Annotated in this window: 18 protein-coding genes, 1 tRNA gene and 1 rRNA gene (1 of these 20 running past the window's edge); 4 read left to right on the plus strand and 16 right to left on the minus strand. The window is 52.7% G+C overall.

Annotated features, from left to right (window positions below; all coding sequences use genetic code 11):
- From MPF33_06390 to MPF33_06400, 3 genes are all read right to left on the minus strand, one after another.
- Nucleotides 1–270: ribosomal RNA gene (locus MPF33_06390) — 16S ribosomal RNA — on the minus strand (it extends 1,228 nt beyond the left edge of the window).
- A 465-nt stretch (nt 271–735) separates the two neighbouring features.
- Nucleotides 736–1,188, minus strand: coding sequence for a hypothetical protein (locus MPF33_06395; protein ID MCI2414857.1), 453 nt, complete (start codon nt 1,186–1,188; stop codon nt 736–738).
- 69 nt (nt 1,189–1,257) lie between these two features.
- Nucleotides 1,258–1,446 (minus strand): hypothetical protein, encoded by a 189-nt coding sequence (locus MPF33_06400; GenBank protein ID MCI2414858.1) that lies wholly within the window; start codon nt 1,444–1,446, stop codon nt 1,258–1,260.
- Between the two features lie 132 nt (nt 1,447–1,578).
- Here MPF33_06400 and MPF33_06405 point away from each other — a divergent pair, with 132 nt between their 5' ends.
- Nucleotides 1,579–2,130 (plus strand): hypothetical protein, encoded by a 552-nt coding sequence (locus tag MPF33_06405; GenBank protein MCI2414859.1) that lies wholly within the window; start codon nt 1,579–1,581, stop codon nt 2,128–2,130.
- Between the two features lie 200 nt (nt 2,131–2,330).
- On the opposite strand, the gene MPF33_06410 is transcribed toward MPF33_06405, so the two are convergent.
- Nucleotides 2,331–3,314, minus strand: coding sequence for an ATP-binding protein (locus MPF33_06410; protein ID MCI2414860.1), 984 nt, complete (start codon nt 3,312–3,314; stop codon nt 2,331–2,333).
- Between the two features lie 348 nt (nt 3,315–3,662).
- Here MPF33_06410 and MPF33_06415 point away from each other — a divergent pair, with 348 nt between their 5' ends.
- Nucleotides 3,663–4,310 (plus strand): hypothetical protein, encoded by a 648-nt coding sequence (locus tag MPF33_06415; protein MCI2414861.1) that lies wholly within the window; start codon nt 3,663–3,665, stop codon nt 4,308–4,310.
- On the opposite strand, the gene MPF33_06420 is transcribed toward MPF33_06415, so the two are convergent.
- The 3 genes from MPF33_06420 to MPF33_06430 all read right to left on the minus strand — a co-directional run bounded on the left by MPF33_06420 (nt 4,300) and on the right by MPF33_06430 (nt 6,015).
- On the minus strand, nt 4,300–4,977 hold the full coding sequence (locus MPF33_06420; protein MCI2414862.1) for a TatD family hydrolase: 678 nt from the start codon (nt 4,975–4,977) through the stop codon (nt 4,300–4,302). The genes MPF33_06415 and MPF33_06420 overlap by 11 nt on opposite strands.
- Nucleotides 4,978–5,097: 120 nt before the next feature.
- Nucleotides 5,098–5,613, minus strand: a complete 516-nt coding sequence (locus MPF33_06425; protein ID MCI2414863.1) for a hypothetical protein — start codon at nt 5,611–5,613, stop codon at nt 5,098–5,100.
- A gap of 24 nt (nt 5,614–5,637) precedes the next feature.
- Entirely contained in the window at nt 5,638–6,015 is a 378-nt protein-coding gene (locus MPF33_06430; GenBank protein MCI2414864.1) for a metallopeptidase, read from the minus strand.
- Between the two features lie 146 nt (nt 6,016–6,161).
- Here MPF33_06430 and MPF33_06435 point away from each other — a divergent pair, with 146 nt between their 5' ends.
- The gene (locus MPF33_06435; protein ID MCI2414865.1) at nt 6,162–6,437 is read left to right on the plus strand and encodes a hypothetical protein; all 276 of its coding nucleotides are present in this window, start codon (nt 6,162–6,164) and stop codon (nt 6,435–6,437) included.
- Nucleotide 6,438: 1 nt separating this feature from the next.
- Here the strand turns inward: MPF33_06435 and MPF33_06440 are convergent.
- From MPF33_06440 to MPF33_06465, 6 genes are all read right to left on the minus strand, one after another.
- A tRNA-Leu gene (locus MPF33_06440) sits at nt 6,439–6,534 on the minus strand.
- Between the two features lie 32 nt (nt 6,535–6,566).
- Complete coding sequence (gene lysS, locus MPF33_06445) at nt 6,567–7,946, minus strand: homocitrate synthase (protein ID MCI2414866.1); 1,380 nt, start codon at nt 7,944–7,946, stop codon at nt 6,567–6,569.
- Nucleotides 7,947–8,021: 75 nt separating this feature from the next.
- Nucleotides 8,022–8,297, minus strand: coding sequence for a hypothetical protein (locus MPF33_06450; GenBank protein MCI2414867.1), 276 nt, complete (start codon nt 8,295–8,297; stop codon nt 8,022–8,024).
- A 5-nt stretch (nt 8,298–8,302) separates the two neighbouring features.
- Complete coding sequence (gene pyrH / locus MPF33_06455) at nt 8,303–8,983, minus strand: UMP kinase (protein ID MCI2414868.1); 681 nt, start codon at nt 8,981–8,983, stop codon at nt 8,303–8,305.
- Nucleotides 8,984–9,016: 33 nt separating this feature from the next.
- Nucleotides 9,017–9,196, minus strand: a complete 180-nt coding sequence (locus MPF33_06460) for a chromatin protein Cren7 (protein ID MCI2414869.1) — start codon at nt 9,194–9,196, stop codon at nt 9,017–9,019.
- A 107-nt stretch (nt 9,197–9,303) separates the two neighbouring features.
- Nucleotides 9,304–10,101, minus strand: coding sequence for an SDR family oxidoreductase (locus MPF33_06465; protein ID MCI2414870.1), 798 nt, complete (start codon nt 10,099–10,101; stop codon nt 9,304–9,306).
- A gap of 34 nt (nt 10,102–10,135) precedes the next feature.
- Here MPF33_06465 and MPF33_06470 point away from each other — a divergent pair, with 34 nt between their 5' ends.
- Nucleotides 10,136–11,197 (plus strand): glycosyltransferase, encoded by a 1,062-nt coding sequence (locus MPF33_06470; GenBank protein ID MCI2414871.1) that lies wholly within the window; start codon nt 10,136–10,138, stop codon nt 11,195–11,197.
- Here the strand turns inward: MPF33_06470 and MPF33_06475 are convergent.
- The 3 genes from MPF33_06475 to MPF33_06485 are packed head-to-tail and all read right to left on the minus strand — an operon-like array spanning nt 11,175 to nt 14,414.
- Nucleotides 11,175–12,041, minus strand: coding sequence for an NAD(P)-dependent oxidoreductase (locus MPF33_06475; GenBank protein MCI2414872.1), 867 nt, complete (start codon nt 12,039–12,041; stop codon nt 11,175–11,177). The genes MPF33_06470 and MPF33_06475 overlap by 23 nt on opposite strands.
- Entirely contained in the window at nt 12,038–13,108 is a 1,071-nt protein-coding gene (locus tag MPF33_06480; protein MCI2414873.1) for a pseudouridylate synthase, read from the minus strand. The genes MPF33_06475 and MPF33_06480 overlap by 4 nt, the downstream gene beginning before the upstream one ends.
- Nucleotides 13,062–14,414: a signal recognition particle protein Srp54 gene (locus tag MPF33_06485; protein ID MCI2414874.1), complete on the minus strand. Its 1,353-nt coding sequence runs from the start codon at nt 14,412–14,414 to the stop codon at nt 13,062–13,064. Before MPF33_06485 ends, MPF33_06480 begins: the two co-directional genes overlap by 47 nt.
- Nucleotides 14,415–14,418: the final 4 nt, after the last annotated feature.

Genomic DNA, 14,418 nt, shown 5'->3' on the forward strand with positions numbered 1-14,418 from the left:
GCCGTTACCCCACCAACAGCCTGATGGGCCGCAGTCCCATCCTCGGGCGCCCCTGAGCGGTGACAGCTCAGGGGCCTTTCGGCAAGGGGTCGTTCCAGATCCCCTTGCCCGCCCCGGATTAGCCCCAGTTTCCCGGGGTTATCCAGGTCCCGAGGTTAGGTTGACCACGTGTTACTCAGCCGTCCGCCACGCCTCCTTACCGGAAGCGTACGACTCCCATGGCTTAGCCCTACCCCCATAGCGATCCGGTCCGGCAGGATCAACCGGAATTGGGGAGTGGGGTGCTTTTCACTATCTCGGCTCCCCTTGTCGGGAATGAGGAGTCCCAGAGTTATTAGCTCTGGGGTTCTCATCCCCCCATAGTCATCGTGAACTCCCCCGCCGGAGGTTTTGCCTCCGGGGGGAAGTGTGCAAGAATATACTTGATACAAACCAGATATAAAGCTAACTTCTTGCTACTTTGATAGTTCCCCCTTGGGTCTGACGAGGGGGTTAAGGGTGGTCTGTTGTATTAAGAGGATTTTCATGAAAACTTTTTAGCGAGAAATGAGAAAATGTAAGCCCTGCAGTCCAGTAAACGAAGGAGTTGTTAAAAGTTTTTAGAAAAATCACGGTTTTGTGAAAACCTTTCTGCGTAGTGTTTGATTTTCCCGGTAAAAAGTTTAACAACTTGCGTTTCTGGAGAAAAGGGTTTTGACACTAGAGTCCCACTATCCCGGGGACAACTCTCTGGGCTCACAGTAGGTTCACTACAAAGGTTATCGCTATCCCGGTCGCTATCCCCAGTTCAGCCAGGTCCCTTGTGCCCTTGTTGGAGCCTTTTGCCAATCCCTTGTACATCTCCAGGGCTACGAAGAGAATACCGCCCATGGCCAACGCGTTGAACGCCACAACTAGCAGGTCGGACCCGAGGGAGTAGGAAAGTAGAGAACCAAGGAGGGTGGGGGTACCGCCCAACGCGTACATGGCGAGGAGGTAGCTTCTGTCCACTTCCCTCCCTAGGAAGGGAGACACTATGGGGAAGCCCTCGGTTACGTTCTGCATGGTCAGCCCCACTACGAGGGGGAGGAGGAAAGATGAGAGCCCCTCCCTAAGGGAACCGCCTATGGCAAGCCCCTCCGTGAAGTTCTGGAGCCCTATCCCAAGGGACACGACCAGGGACGCTGTCTTGGCGTAGTCCCTCCTCACCCTGGAGGAGTAGAAGTGGAACCCTAGGTAGGAGGAGGTGAAGGGGACTATGAAGAGGGCATAGTATTGTCATCCCTGCAACAAGGGGTAGGTACCGGAGAACACATCCATTAGCAGGTAAACCAAGATGCCTAGGGCAAGGCCGATTAAGAACCGGTACCACTTCCACGAGAGCCTCTTAAATGTTATGGGGTAGGTGAGGAAGATGGAGAAGGCCACCAGTGAGGAAAACGCCACTAACTGTATTACTTGTCCCATACTCACTAAGTGTCGGCTGAGTTTAAAAGAATTACGCCCCATCGTAAATTTCTTTTTACTAGGACTTTCAGTTTTCCCGGGCAGTTCCTCAGCCATGCAAAAGGCTTTTCAACCCAAATCGAAATGTTATCCATGGGACTTCTCCTAATACTTGGGATAATAGTGCTAGTTGTGGACTTCGTCTTCTCCATGTGGAACAGCTACAACGCTGGTAGGATTTCCGCAGTGAGACCTGTTACAGGAAAGCTCTTCTACGCCCTTGGCGGTTTCCTTCCAATGGGCTACGTCCTCGCCATAGTTATAACCTTCATCGTGAGCTACTTGGGCTACATAAGTTACTCCTCTGCAGTCTTCCTCCTCTCCTTTTCCTTTCTCTTCTTTGGCTTGGCCTTCATAGTCTGGGGAGTGATGGCCACCTACGTCACGGCGAGGACTGCGGTGAGGGGAGGGGGGTGGTTAGCTTGGCTTGTGACGATCTACGACGCCTTCGCCACAATATGGGACGCGTGGGACTACATCTCGGGGTTCTTCTCCAACGTCAGGAGCTTGAGGAGGGCTATTGACTCGAGCGACTTCTCGCTCATAGACGTCGTCCTGGTCTTGGCGACCGCATTTGCAGCTGCGTTCCTCGTGACTTACGCTGCCTACAGGGAGGGGAGAAAGGCGGGGAGGTTGCTCTACTAGGTGGACAGTGCTCCCCTAGAGCCCTCCACGGCGTCCACTGTGGGCATGGACAAGTGGCAGGGAGTTGGGGACAAGGGTTTTACACGCTAGATGGAGGCCCTGCCCAAGGGCCAAGCTCCTAAGGACACACTGCTGGACACAAGACGTGCAAGGGACTCCCCCTCCTACCTGACGCTACGTCCAGTGCCCACGAGCCAGCCTTAAGTCTGCCCCGCGAACTTTTTGTCTGCCGTCCCTAGTCCTTGAAGGCCCGCTATAAGCTTCTCCACGGGGCAGTAGACCTCCCTCTCCTCGTCCTTCACTATCCACGAGGACTCCATGAGGCTGTTGATGTAGTTGTAGACCTCCGAGTCGTTTATCTCCCTGCCCTCGTGGAGCTCCAAGGCCCTCTTTATCTCGCTCCACCTACTACAGCCCTCTGCCACCTTCCTCATTATTGCTAAGTACCTTCCCCTTGCTATTGGCCTCTTGGAGAGGAAGTTCTCGAACTCCTCCAAAACGAGCTCCTTCGCCCTCCTTGTCGTCCTCCTAATGCTTTCGTCGAAGTCCCTGGTGTTCACGTAGTAGTAGCCAAAGTACGTCAGCCAGCCCGGGATGCCCCCTAGCTCCTCGTACGCTCTCTCGTGCTTCCTGAACTCCACTTTGGCCTCCTCAAAGCCCCTCTTCAAGAACTCCACGCTATCCTCCCTGCTAAAGGGCTTTAGCTCCACCTCGTTCATGGCCCTCCCAAACAGGGGGGACTTGGGGTTGTCCACTCCGAGGAAACGGTAGAGCAACCTCATCTCGCTACCGCTCATGACCACCTTGACCTTCCTCAAGTTGTCGAAGACGTAGGCTAGGGGGTTGAGCAAGTCGGCCCCCCTTAAGTTAATTAGGTCCTGGGCCTCGTCAAACGCCACCACTACCCTTTCTTCAGCCCAGTCGTTCAGCGTCTCCAGGAGGTCGGTGAAGTTGAGCTTGTCCTTCTTCCCCCAGTTGAACGTTATTTCGTTCCCCGCTGCGTTGACGCCCTTGATCCCCCTGAGGAAGTCCAACAGGGAGGGGAACCTCTTTGTGAGCTTTCTCACCTCCTTCTCCACCTCCAGCAGGAAGTCCTTGTAGGGAATGTACGCCCTGTCCTCGAACTTCCTTAAATCCACGTATATGTTGGGCGCGCCGAGCTCGTTGATGGCTATCCTCAGCACGGACTACTTCCCAGTCCTCCTTAGACCAAGGACAAGGGTCATGGGCGAGGACAGGGACTTCACGCTTTCTATCTCCCTCTCCCTGTCGAAGAAGTCCCTTCTGTCCTCCTTGGGCATTAGGTCGAAGAGCAGCTTAACTTATACCCCCTTAAGTAAATAAGCGTTGAAGATGACGCAAACTGACGCAAACGCCTCTCGGCACGCGAGACGCTACCTCTTGCACCCCAGCTGAAGGCTACTTGAGACGCAGTAGGAGGAAGGCCACGGTGACGTAAAACCGGAGGATAACAAAGTTAGTCAAAGATAAACGATTTATATTAAAAAATAAATTAAATTAACGAAGGAAAAATGGAAGAGGCGTGGTATTCTCTACCTAAAGAAATAAGAGAGGGCATAAGGTACGTCTCGGCGATGTTCTACCCAGAGGGGCTAATGCCAAGGTGGAAGAAGATGAGGCCAATGGTGTTCTCCCTGTCGAAGCAGGTAAAGGGGTACTCCCTACAGCAGGTCATAGAGGAACTGGAGCACTTCGACTTCTTCAGGGAGTACTTCAAGGAGGAACCGCTGAGGGACGTGAAGTTGCCCGCCTCATACATAAAGCTCTTCGACGGGCTCGTGGAGGACTTAAAGTCGCATCGCTTCCTCGACGACGTGGCGACGAGGTTCCACGTGATAACGGAGGGCGTGTTGGCTACTGTGGGCTTGAAGGTACTCAACGAGACCTCGAGGAAGTACGGGCTCGTCAAGTTCAACGAGGGCGTCAGGAACATCATAGAGGACGAGGCGAGGCACGTCAACTACGGGCTGTCCTTAATACAAGACCAAGAGTACGCGGTGAGGAGGGTCGAGGAGCTCTACCCCCTTGCAGTGCAGATAATGACGGACAGCAGGGAGAAGTTGGAGCCAATGGGCTACTCGCTCAAGGAGCTCCTGGCGTTGATGGAAGAGCTAAAGAGGGCCAGGATAGAGAAGATAAAGGCGAGGGTCACAGCTTAAAGGCCTTCTTGAAGTTCTCCTCAACCTTTCTTTTTACCTCCTCTAACTCTATTTCTTTGACTTTTGCTATGAACTCCAGCGTGGGGATCACGTCTGTGGGCTCGAGCAGTTTCCCCTTGTACTCGTAGCCACCGTCGCTCTCCGTCAAGAGGATCTCTAGTGGTGCCCTCTCTAACACCGCCCTGTGTTTCGCTTGAAAGGTCACGGAGGGGTTTATTGTCACGAAGTATCCCGCACCCTCTATGTCCTTCAAGAGGTCAGTTGGCCCGGAGTACCAGTGCAGTATTGCCCTCTCCACGTCGTGGTTCAGGAGCAACTTTAGGGCGTCTGCCCAAGCGTCAAGCGCGTGGACGTTTACCGTCTTGCCCTGGCCCTCCTCCAAGAAGGCCTCGAAGTACTTGGCTTGTAGCTTCCTTGAGGCGCTGGAGAGCCTATAGTCAAGCCCTATTTCCCCTAGGAAGTCGGCCCCCTCCACTAGGGACAACACTTCCTCTAGCTTCTCCTTCCCCACGTTCCACGGGTGTATCCCAACGCCCTTCAAGACGTTCTCGTCCTTGAGCTCGAGGTTGGCCAAGGAGGAGCGGTAGTCCATGCCGACGGAGGCTATCACGAAGCCCTCGTACTTCTTCTTTAGGTTAACGTAGTGACAGTGGGCGTCGTAGTACACGGGGAAAAATGGGGTTTCTAGAATAAAACCTTTCACGACTTTTCCGGCTTTCCTGGAATCCCTGGCTTCTCAAGTTAGAGGACGACTCATCGATGGCAGGGGTGAGAGGGCTTTCCCGCGTTACACCCTCTCCCCGGTTACCTCCGCGGTGAGCTCCTTCATGAACTCCCTGTGCCTCCTCCTCATGGTTGTGGAGGCGTTGAGGTGGAGGAAGAAGTCGTGGGTGCTCTCCATAACTTCACCGCAGATGGGGCACTGGTAGTCGTTGTTAAGTAGCACTTGGAGCAACAAGGGGTACACGACCTGCTTTATGAACTCGGACTTTATCCTCCTTAGGTTCTCCGAGCCGTCGACCTTCCTCCTAGCGGAGCCGAGCTTCTCCAGTTCCTCTCTGGCGTACTCTAGGCCCATCATAGACATGATCTCTAGGTCCTCCCTAGTCAGGGCGTTCCTTATCACTAGCCCGTGGAGGGCTGACCTCTGGCTGTAGTACGTGAAGGTGCCGGAGGGGGTCACCACTACCCACTTGACGTCCCTTCCGAACTTGACGCTCACCGTTACCTCCCCCCTCTTCAACGTCCTAGGCGCCACCTTCTCGAAGCCTACGGAGATGAGGGCCTTGAATAAGCTGACCACAAGAACTTAGAGGAGAAGCCCACTTTAACTTTTTGGGGTATCGCAGACGCCGTCCAGCTTCCTCATTAGCCTTCCTACCCTCTTGAACTCCTTGGAGTTGTGGTTCCTGAGCCCTCCTCCCATCCTCTTTGGTATGTGGAGTAGCTCGTGGAGGACGACAAAGGCCTTGTCAACGCACTCCAGTGGGTCGAACTTCTCGCTTATCACCTCAACGATGTAGACCTTCTCCTCCCCAAGCACGAACCTCCACTGTGGAGGGAGGGAGAGCGTCCTGGCCACGGCCGTGGTCCTTGCACCCCTGGATCTAAGGAACTCCACCCTGGTCAGGTCGAGGCCGAGCCCGACCTTCCTGTTTATTTCCTCTGCTAGCCTCCTAACGTCTTCCGCTTTCTCCAAATCCATATTATGCTCAAGGGGGTCGTAGGTAAAAACCATTTGGGGCTGTCACGTAGACCCCAAGGGCCAAAATCCTGAAATATTTAAAAACCTTCATTACCACATAAATTTCTTGTAAAGTTTTTATGTCTGAAAAACGGAAGGAGGGTGCAATGAAAGTTACTATAGAGATTGACGTAGGCAGAGTGGAAAAGGCTGTCTTGGTAGAGGTGGAGGGGCGTGGGCTCTCCAAGTTCGCCGAGCTTAACCCACTGCTAGTGAAGAACGTGTACTCCGCTGTTAAGTTCCTCTCCGCTCGCAACTGTGTTGTCGTAGTTCCATTCAACATCTACCAAGAACACGAGGAGGAGCTAAAGAGGGTTGAGGAAGAGCTAAGTTGTAAGGTCTTCAAGAGTTATAAGGAGAAGAAGATTCTAGTATTTTACTAAATGCGGGAGCGGGGATTTGAACCCCGGACGGCCTTCGCCAGCGGATCGCTCAACTGGTCTTGAGTCCGCCCCCTTCGACCAGCTCGGGCACTCCCGCAATATCTAGGTTCTCGTGGACGCTTAAAAATCTTACATCTTCTTGAGCACTAAGGAAGTTAAAGTGGAGGAGACGCCCTTCACCGACCTTATGTTCTCTATGACGGCGTTGAGCTCAACTGAGTCCTTTGCCTCGACCTTTGCTAGGATGTCGTAGTCGCCAGATATCTCCATCACCTCCTTTACCCCCTGTATGACCGAGAGCCTCCTGGTGACGGCAGTGGTGTACACGTTCGAGTCGCACTTTATGGACACCATGGCCTCTATCCTCTCCGGTGGCCTCGGCTTGAGCACCTTCCCCGTCACTTCCTCGGCTATCTCCAGCAGGTCCACGTCCCTGAGGAACCTAGAGTTCTGGCTCTTTATCTTTGCCAGAACCTGCTCTAGCTCTTGGTCTGTGAGCTTTACCCCTAGCCTCTCAAACCTGTCCCTGACAGCGTGCTTTCCGGTGTACTTGTCTATGACGTAGTCCCTGCTCCTGCCGAAGGTCTCCGGGGGCATGAACTCGTAAGTCCTCGGGTCGTTCAAGATCCCGGCTACGTGTATCCCGGCCTTATGGACGAAGGCGTAGTCTCCGGTGACGGGGTAGTTGGGGGGCATGGCTATCCCGCTGTACTTCTCAACTAGGGAGGCCACCTTTGGCAATTGATCCAGCTTCACCACGTCGATGCCGAAGTGGTACTTGATCGCAGCCGCGACTACTTGTAGGGGGACGATCCCTACCCTCTCTCCCAGGCCGTTGACAGTTGCGTGGATTATTGTCACCCCTCCCTCTACTGCAGCCAAAGCGTTCGCTACTGCCATCCCCAAGTCGTTGTGGGCGTGGATGTCGAACTCCACCCCGGGCACCTCCCTTGTCAAGTACGAGAAGAGCTCCCTAGTCTTCGAGGGGTATAGGATGCCAACGGTGTCCGCAATGCTAATCCTGTCTGCCCCGGCGTCCCTAGCAGTAGTCGCCACCTGGACCAAGTAGTCCAAGTCTGTCCTGCTACCGTCCTCAGCGGTAAACCTGACCTTTACGCCATGGGACTTGGCGTACGAGACGTGCTCAGCGATGATGTTGAGGGCGTCCTCCCTCGAGACGTGGTGTTTCGCCTTCAAGTGGATGTCGCTGACGCCAAAGAAGATGGCTATCCTGTCGACCTCAAGCTCTGCCGCTACCTCTATGTCCCTCTTCACCGCCCTGCTGTGGGCCAGGATTTCTGAGGTTATTTCCCCTTCCCTCTTCAGTTTCATTATCCTCTTTATTCCCTCGTAGATGTCAGGGGACACTGCCGGGTGGCCGGCCTCTATCATAGCTACTCCCAGAGTGGATAGGGCCTTGGCTATCTCCACTCTCTGGTCTACAGTGAAGACGACTCCTGGCGTCTGCTCTCCTTCGCGTAGAGTAGAGTCTAGTATACCAACTTTCAACTAATGCACCTAAAAGGTTTTAGAAAGGTAAGAGCGTTATTAAACAATTCGGAGATTAACGGTTCTATTTTCGAACTAAGAAAGGGAGTTCAGTATCAGTTGAGCTACGTTCTCGAGCCCTATCTTTGGGGCGTATTTTTCCAAGATTGTTGAAATTAAGTCGTAGAGCTCCTTGTTTTTCCTGACTTGCTCTATGTGGTTGACGTACACGAATATTAGGGAAGACTTGAGGCTACCGCTCTTGGCGAAGTCCTCCTCCACCTCCTCCAAGATGCTGTTGAGCTCAGCAGAGCTCACCTTTCCCCTGAAGCCCCTCAGCTTCCTGAACTCCTCTTCGTCTAGGATTGACATCTAAATCACGCAGGCTCCACTATACTAGCAACCTCTTCCCCTTTAATAATTTCCTTTAGCCTCGATATCCTGTTGTAGTTGGCGACGATGACCCTTATCCTCGACCTCTCTACTATCTTTATTGCAAGGGGATCCAGGAGCTCGTAAGTACCAGCGCTTACAGACTGGGAGCCCTCGAGTATCCTCTTGAGCTCTGCCGTGGTAAGCCTCGACACGAGCTTTGCGTCTGAGTAGAGCCTCGGGTCCTTCTCGTAGACCCCGTCCACGTTAGTCGCTACTACCAGGAGATCCGCGTTGGTGGCCTCTGCGACCAAGGCTGAGACGGCTGCAGTAGACTGCCCAGGCTGGAAACCTCCAGTGACCACCACCTTGCCGTGGGACCAAGCTTGGATGAACTCCTCCAGGCTCTCAGGGACCTTCATGTACGCGACCTCCGGGAGGGAGAAGACTACGAGGTAGGCGTTTAGCCTGGACGCCCATATGCCCAGCAGGTCAAGGAAAGCCTCGTTGCTTCCCATCTTCCTGGCGAGGTTTATGTACTTCCTAGCCGTCTGTCCGCCCCCAGTGACTATCCCTACCCTGTACCCTTCCTTCACCAGCTGGAGAACCGAGTTCTTTAAGGCAAGGAGCTTCCCGGGATCCTCCTCGTCAAAGAACTTCCCACTTACCTTTAATATGACGTTCATCGCGTTGAAAATGCAAAAAGTAGGTAAAAAAGTTTAGACTGGGTAGTCGTCCGGCAACTTATGCCTGAAGTACTTCCCGGTCTCTGGGTCCTTGAATAAGCCTATCTTTACGCCCTTCCTTCCCTTTGGCGCCAGCATCCACACCTTCTCGGGCGAGAGCTCCATTTCCTTCCCTGCTGGAGTCTTTACTTTTACAGCATTTTTGGAGGTCATTTCAATATCTATGTTGTAGGACTGAGGTTAAAAAACCTTTCCGTGAATAATTTAATTGATAATACCATGAGTAAATAAAGGTTAATGTTGAAGGTTTGCCTTAATCCTCAGACCGCGTCTGTCAGCCCTCCATCGATCAGAATTGAAGTCCCGTTTACGTACCACGACTTGTCGGAGAGGAGGAACGCCACCAGTGGTGCCAGATCCCTCTCTGGGTCGCCTATCCTCCCTGAGGGTACGGTGGAGAGGACTACCTCTTTCCACAAGTCCTCGAAGCTCTTCCCCTCCTTCTCTGCTAGCCTTTTTATTGTCCTCTTGGCCCCTTCCGTCTCGAAGCTCCCCATTAGGATCACGTTGAAGGTGACGTTGTGCTTCGCGTAGGTCTTTGCCAATATCTTCGCCAACTGGATTAGCGGCGCCCTAGATACGTCCGCTAAAGAGAGTATCCTCTGGGGCTCCTTCACTGTCCAAGAGGAGAGGAAGATCACCCTCCCCCAACCGTTCTTGACCATCTCTGGGACGAAGGTCTTTACTAGCTTCACTATCCCAGTCAAGTACAGCTTGACTGAGTAGTCCCAGTCCTCCATGCTGGTCTCCTCGAAGTAGGAGGGCTCTGAGGGAGGGTTGCCCGTGTTGACGACTACGGCGTCCACTCCTCCCATCACGTCCACGGCGAAGGAGAAGAGCCTCTCTGAGTCCTCGTAGTTGGTCACGTCAAACTTAGTTCCCCAGACTGAGGGGTTGACCTTCCTCAGTTCCTCTACTGTCCTCCTTACCTTTTCCTCCGTCCTCGATGACACGACTAACTTGCAACCTTCCTTTGCCAACGCCCTGGCGATGCCCTTACCTATACCCTCAGTTGAGGCAGTTACCACTACTCTCTTGCCGACTAGGTTTAGCTCCATGTGAGCTTTTTACTACTCAGGGAAATTAAGTTTCGTGGAGTTCACGCTCTTTCACCACTCCTTTGAGGTCCTCGGAGGGAGCGAGAGAGTAGCCGTAGCGGTCCTTTACACTTTGAAGGAACTGGGCTACAGGGTAACGTTAGTTACCACCAACTTCAACGGAGAGAAGGTGAGGAAGTGGGACAGACACTACGTTGAGCCGGACAAGGTGATAATAAGGCCCTTTCCCCTCAAGTTCGGCATATACAAAGCCCTCTACTTATCTACTATGACTAAGAGGGAGAACAGCTTCAGCACTATAGGCGACGTCACTTGGAGTACCTTTAGCTACGTTCACTTCCCCTGGTCCCTGACGGACAACTTGAAGGTGGTGGAGAAGTACTACTACTACGAGGACTACATTAGGGACAGGAAAAAGAGGCTATACTTCCTTCCATACAAGTACTTACACAGGGCGCTCTTCAGGAGGTCTAAGAGCAGGCTCTTGGCCAACTCCAACTGGACTAGGAGGTTGTTAGAGGTCTCCGGTTACGCTGCAGAGACCTTGTACCCCCCAGTAGAGCTGAGGAGTGTTAAGGCAAAGGAGAGGAACTCGAGGCTCGTTGTCTACGTGGGGAGGATATCCCCTGAGAAGAACCTGGAGAACGTGATCGAGGTTGCCAAGAGAATGAAGGACTTCAAGTTCGCCGTGTTAGGCTCCACTGGTAGGGACTTAAAGTACGTAGAGCAGTTCAAGTCCATTGCCAACTCCTTGGGCAACGTGATAGTAGAGGAGAACCCGGACGACGCTAGGATAGACGAATACTTCTCTAAGGCTAAGGTCTACTTCCACCCGAAGGTCAACGAGCACTTTGGTATATCAATTGTGGAGGCCATGAGCGCTGGGCTAACCCCCGTCGTCCACAAGAGCGGTGGAGCTTGGTACGACGTGGTGGCTGAGGGGAAGTACGGCCTGGGTTACGAGAGCGTGGAGGAGGCTGTGCCAGCAATAAGGGAGGCTAGCAAGTGGGAAGTTGACGTGAGGGAAAGGGCAGACGAGTTCTCCTTTGAAAAGTTCACAAAAAGGTTGAGCTCTATTTTGGAGAGAACCTCTTGAAGACCTCGTAGACTGACACGTAGTCGGCCTCGGAGTAACCTAGCGCCTCCGCCATCCTGTAGAGCTGTAGCGCCAAGGACGACAAGGGGGTTATTACCTTGAGGTTCTGCGACTCCCTTTGTATGATCTCTAGGTCTTTCCTCATGTGTTTTGTGGCAAACTGGGTGTTGTAGTCCCCTGTTACCAGCTTTGGTGCCTTGATCTCTGAGGTGGGGGACTTTGCGCTCGCCATCTCAGCCAGGATCCTGGCTACCTCGTTGGGGTCTAACCCCGACTTCACCCCGAAGTTGAAGGCCTCCACCAACGTGGCAACGTAAGTACCTACAAGCAAGTTGTTCACTAGTTTTGCGTAAAGCCCCATGCCGTTCTTGCCCAAGTAGAGTATATTGGAGGCAGTGCTCTTAAGTACTTCCTTTACTTCGTCGAACTTCTCCCTAGGGCCCCCCACGAGGACGGTCAATTTCCTCTGTTCCACGAACACAGAAGTGCCTATAACTGGGGCGTCGAACATGACACCCCCGGCTTCTGACATCTTCTTTGCTATTTCCACGCTTACAGAAGGGGAGATGGTGGACATGTCGACGAAGATCTTCCCCCTCGCCTCGCTCAACATCTCGTGATAAACTGAGGAGACCGCGTTGTCGTCGGCCAGCATTGTAATAACGAAGTCCGAGTTCCTCACAAGTTCCTTCAAGTCCGTGAAGTACTTGACGTTGTACTTCTTGGAGAACTCCTCTGCCTTGCTCGTCGTTCTGTTGTACACGTAGTCTAGCTTCTTATCTGAGGCTAGGTTTGCGGCTATTCTCCAACCCATTACGCCTAGTCCAACTAGGGCTACCTTCATAGTTTAATTTGCTCCAGGATTCTTTTATGTTTTCCCTCCGAATCGATGAGGTCCACCGTTAACACTTCCCCCTTTACCTCCTTCAGCTTCTCCTTTAACTCGTCGAAGTTCCTCGCCTCTATTATTAGGTCCCTTATGCCGTCGTACACCTCTTGTCCTACTTCCTCCTCTGTGTATACGGTCACCCTGTACACTCTCTTTTGAGGTAGCGACTGGGCTATTAAGCCCAGTTCTCTTCCCGATACTTCCCCTACCTTCTTAATGTAGTAGCCAACTGCCCTTATCTCCTCCCTGGTTTCCTCCTTCACCACCAAGGGGTAGGGGTCGAGAACCCTGACCTCAGATGGCTCGGAAAAGGGGACTACCATTGCCTTCTTTAACTCGTCCTCTAGGGAGGTCCCCTTACCGTACCAAGAGGATATGGGCACCCCTCTGCTTAGTCTGTTGTACACATAAAGGGACTTCCTCACCTTGGACAGGGTGTACACTGACCTAGTGCCCACGTCGTATATCACTTCTACCTCCGGGTTGTCCATCTCTGGGGGAAAGCCCTTGGCGCTCAGTCTCTTCCCTACTTCCCTTTTTAACTCGTTTTTGAGGCTCTCGTAATAGATCAGGCCGTTATCCACGGAGAAGGCAGTTTCCCTCCTCCTCAAGTCGTCGGACAACCTTACTCCTAACACGTACTTTGGGCGATCCTTGAGCACTTCAATCGCCTTCCTCTCAAAGTCGTCCAACAGTTCCTCGATTACGTCTCCGCATAGGTAACAGCTCCTCTTCTGGAACTCCTCGCTGAAGTAGTTCTTGAAGGTGCCTTGTGCGATTGTACCAATGTTGAAGAACAGTTCCTTTACGAGCTCTAGGTTTTCCACTTTGTGTTCCTTTACCTCTTGGTCAACTTGCAGTAACAGGGATACCTTTAGGGCAAAGCCCCTCTGTGCATTTGTGAGGTTTTGTCCTAGCCTAGCAAAGCACCTTCCCAAGCAACTGTCGCAGAGAGGATACTTGGAGAGGAGCTCTCTAGCCTTGTTCAATATTTCCGAACTGTCCGAGGAGCTTTTCCACATCCTTCCTTCTCCTCTTTATTAACTTCAGCATCCTCTGGACGTTATTAAAGTGATCGAGGAGTTCCTTGACGTCACTCGGCTCTGTACCAGAACCTAGGGCTATTCTCCTCATCCTCGACTTGTCTATTATGTCTGGGTTGTCGAGTTCTTGGTAGGTCATGGAGTTCATTATGGCCAACCACTTCTTCATCTTTTCCTCTCCGACCTTCAACTGCTTCTCGGAAACTTGGCCCATCAAGTTGACGCCTGGGATCAGCTGGAGGACCTTGGAGAGAGGACCCATCTTCCTTAAGGCAATCATCTGCTTGTACAGGTCTCTCAAGGTGAGCTTGCCCTTACCACTCATTACCTCCTCCATCCTCTTCTGCATGGCATCGTAGTCCTCCAGTGCCTTCATCTTCTCTATAATGGCCTCTATGTCCCCCATTCCCAAAATCCTTGCGACGAATCTCCTTGGCTCAAAAACTTCAAGCTCCTCTATCTTCTCCCCTGTACCTATGAACTTAATCCTAGCTCCAGTGGCGGCTACGGCTGAAAGGGCGCCCCCTCCCTTTGCGGTCCCGTCCATCTTGGTAACGATTATGGAGCCCACCTTACTAGCCTGGTTAAACCTGGAGGCCAGGTCGTACGCCTTTTGGCCTATTGACGCGTCGAGGACCAAAATTACCTCGTCAGGCTTCAGCTCCTCGTAGATGTTCTTCATTTCCTCCAGCAACTTGCTCTCCTCCCCGTACCCGTGCCTCCCTGCGGTGTCCACGATCACTATGTCGTACTTCTCCTTCAGGAACTTCTCCACTCCCCTCTTCGCTATCCCAACTGCGTCAGTGTTTCCGGGTTCGCCATACACTGGGACCTTTATCTGCTCCCCTATCTGCATCAGCTGGTCTAGGGCTGCTGGCCTATACACGTCTGCCCCAACTAGGGCTACCTTAAACCCCTTCTTCTTGTAGAAGTAAGCCAACTTCCCCGCAGTAGTAGTTTTGCCGCTGCCCTGCACTCCTACAAGCATGATAACATAGGGTATCTTCTCCGGGATTACCTCGGGTTTTCTGTCTCCCCCAAACAATGAGGAGAGCTCGTCGTAGACTACCTTTATGAACCACTCCCTTTTCTCCAAGGAGGAGGGAGGCTTTTCCTTCTTCAGCCTCTCCCTTATCCTGTTTGTTAAGGAGAGGACAAGCTTAACCTGGACGTCGGAGGAGATTAGGGCCTTCTGGAGGTCCTTTATGAACTCCTCTACAGCTTGGTCATAAGAAGAACTACCGCCCAAAAACTTCCTTACAGCGTCCTTTATGTTGTCAAGCATGACT

Origin of the sequence: Candidatus Aramenus sp. CH1 (genome assembly GCA_022678445.1) — an archaeon.
GTDB lineage: Archaea > Thermoproteota > Thermoprotei_A > Sulfolobales > Sulfolobaceae > Aramenus.

Bases quoted from the DNA above. Each gene is read 5' to 3' on its own strand.
- MPF33_06435 (MCI2414865.1), top strand. From the start codon at position 6,162: ATGAAAGTTACTATAGAGATTGACGTAGGCAGAGTGGAAAAGGCTGTC.
- MPF33_06415 (MCI2414861.1), top strand. From the start codon at position 3,663: ATGGAAGAGGCGTGGTATTCTCTACCTAAAGAAATAAGAGAGGGCATA.
- MPF33_06430 (MCI2414864.1), bottom strand. From the start codon at position 6,015: ATGGATTTGGAGAAAGCGGAAGACGTTAGGAGGCTAGCAGAGGAAATA.
- MPF33_06485 (MCI2414874.1), bottom strand. From the start codon at position 14,414: ATGCTTGACAACATAAAGGACGCTGTAAGGAAGTTTTTGGGCGGTAGT.
- MPF33_06480 (MCI2414873.1), bottom strand. From the start codon at position 13,108: ATGTGGAAAAGCTCCTCGGACAGTTCGGAAATATTGAACAAGGCTAGA.
- MPF33_06450 (MCI2414867.1), bottom strand. From the start codon at position 8,297: ATGTCAATCCTAGACGAAGAGGAGTTCAGGAAGCTGAGGGGCTTCAGG.
- MPF33_06405 (MCI2414859.1), top strand. From the start codon at position 1,579: ATGGGACTTCTCCTAATACTTGGGATAATAGTGCTAGTTGTGGACTTC.
- MPF33_06400 (MCI2414858.1), bottom strand. From the start codon at position 1,446: ATGGGACAAGTAATACAGTTAGTGGCGTTTTCCTCACTGGTGGCCTTC.
- pyrH (MCI2414868.1), bottom strand. From the start codon at position 8,983: ATGAACGTCATATTAAAGGTAAGTGGGAAGTTCTTTGACGAGGAGGAT.
- MPF33_06465 (MCI2414870.1), bottom strand. From the start codon at position 10,101: ATGGAGCTAAACCTAGTCGGCAAGAGAGTAGTGGTAACTGCCTCAACT.
- MPF33_06460 (MCI2414869.1), bottom strand. From the start codon at position 9,196: ATGACCTCCAAAAATGCTGTAAAAGTAAAGACTCCAGCAGGGAAGGAA.
- MPF33_06475 (MCI2414872.1), bottom strand. From the start codon at position 12,041: ATGAAGGTAGCCCTAGTTGGACTAGGCGTAATGGGTTGGAGAATAGCC.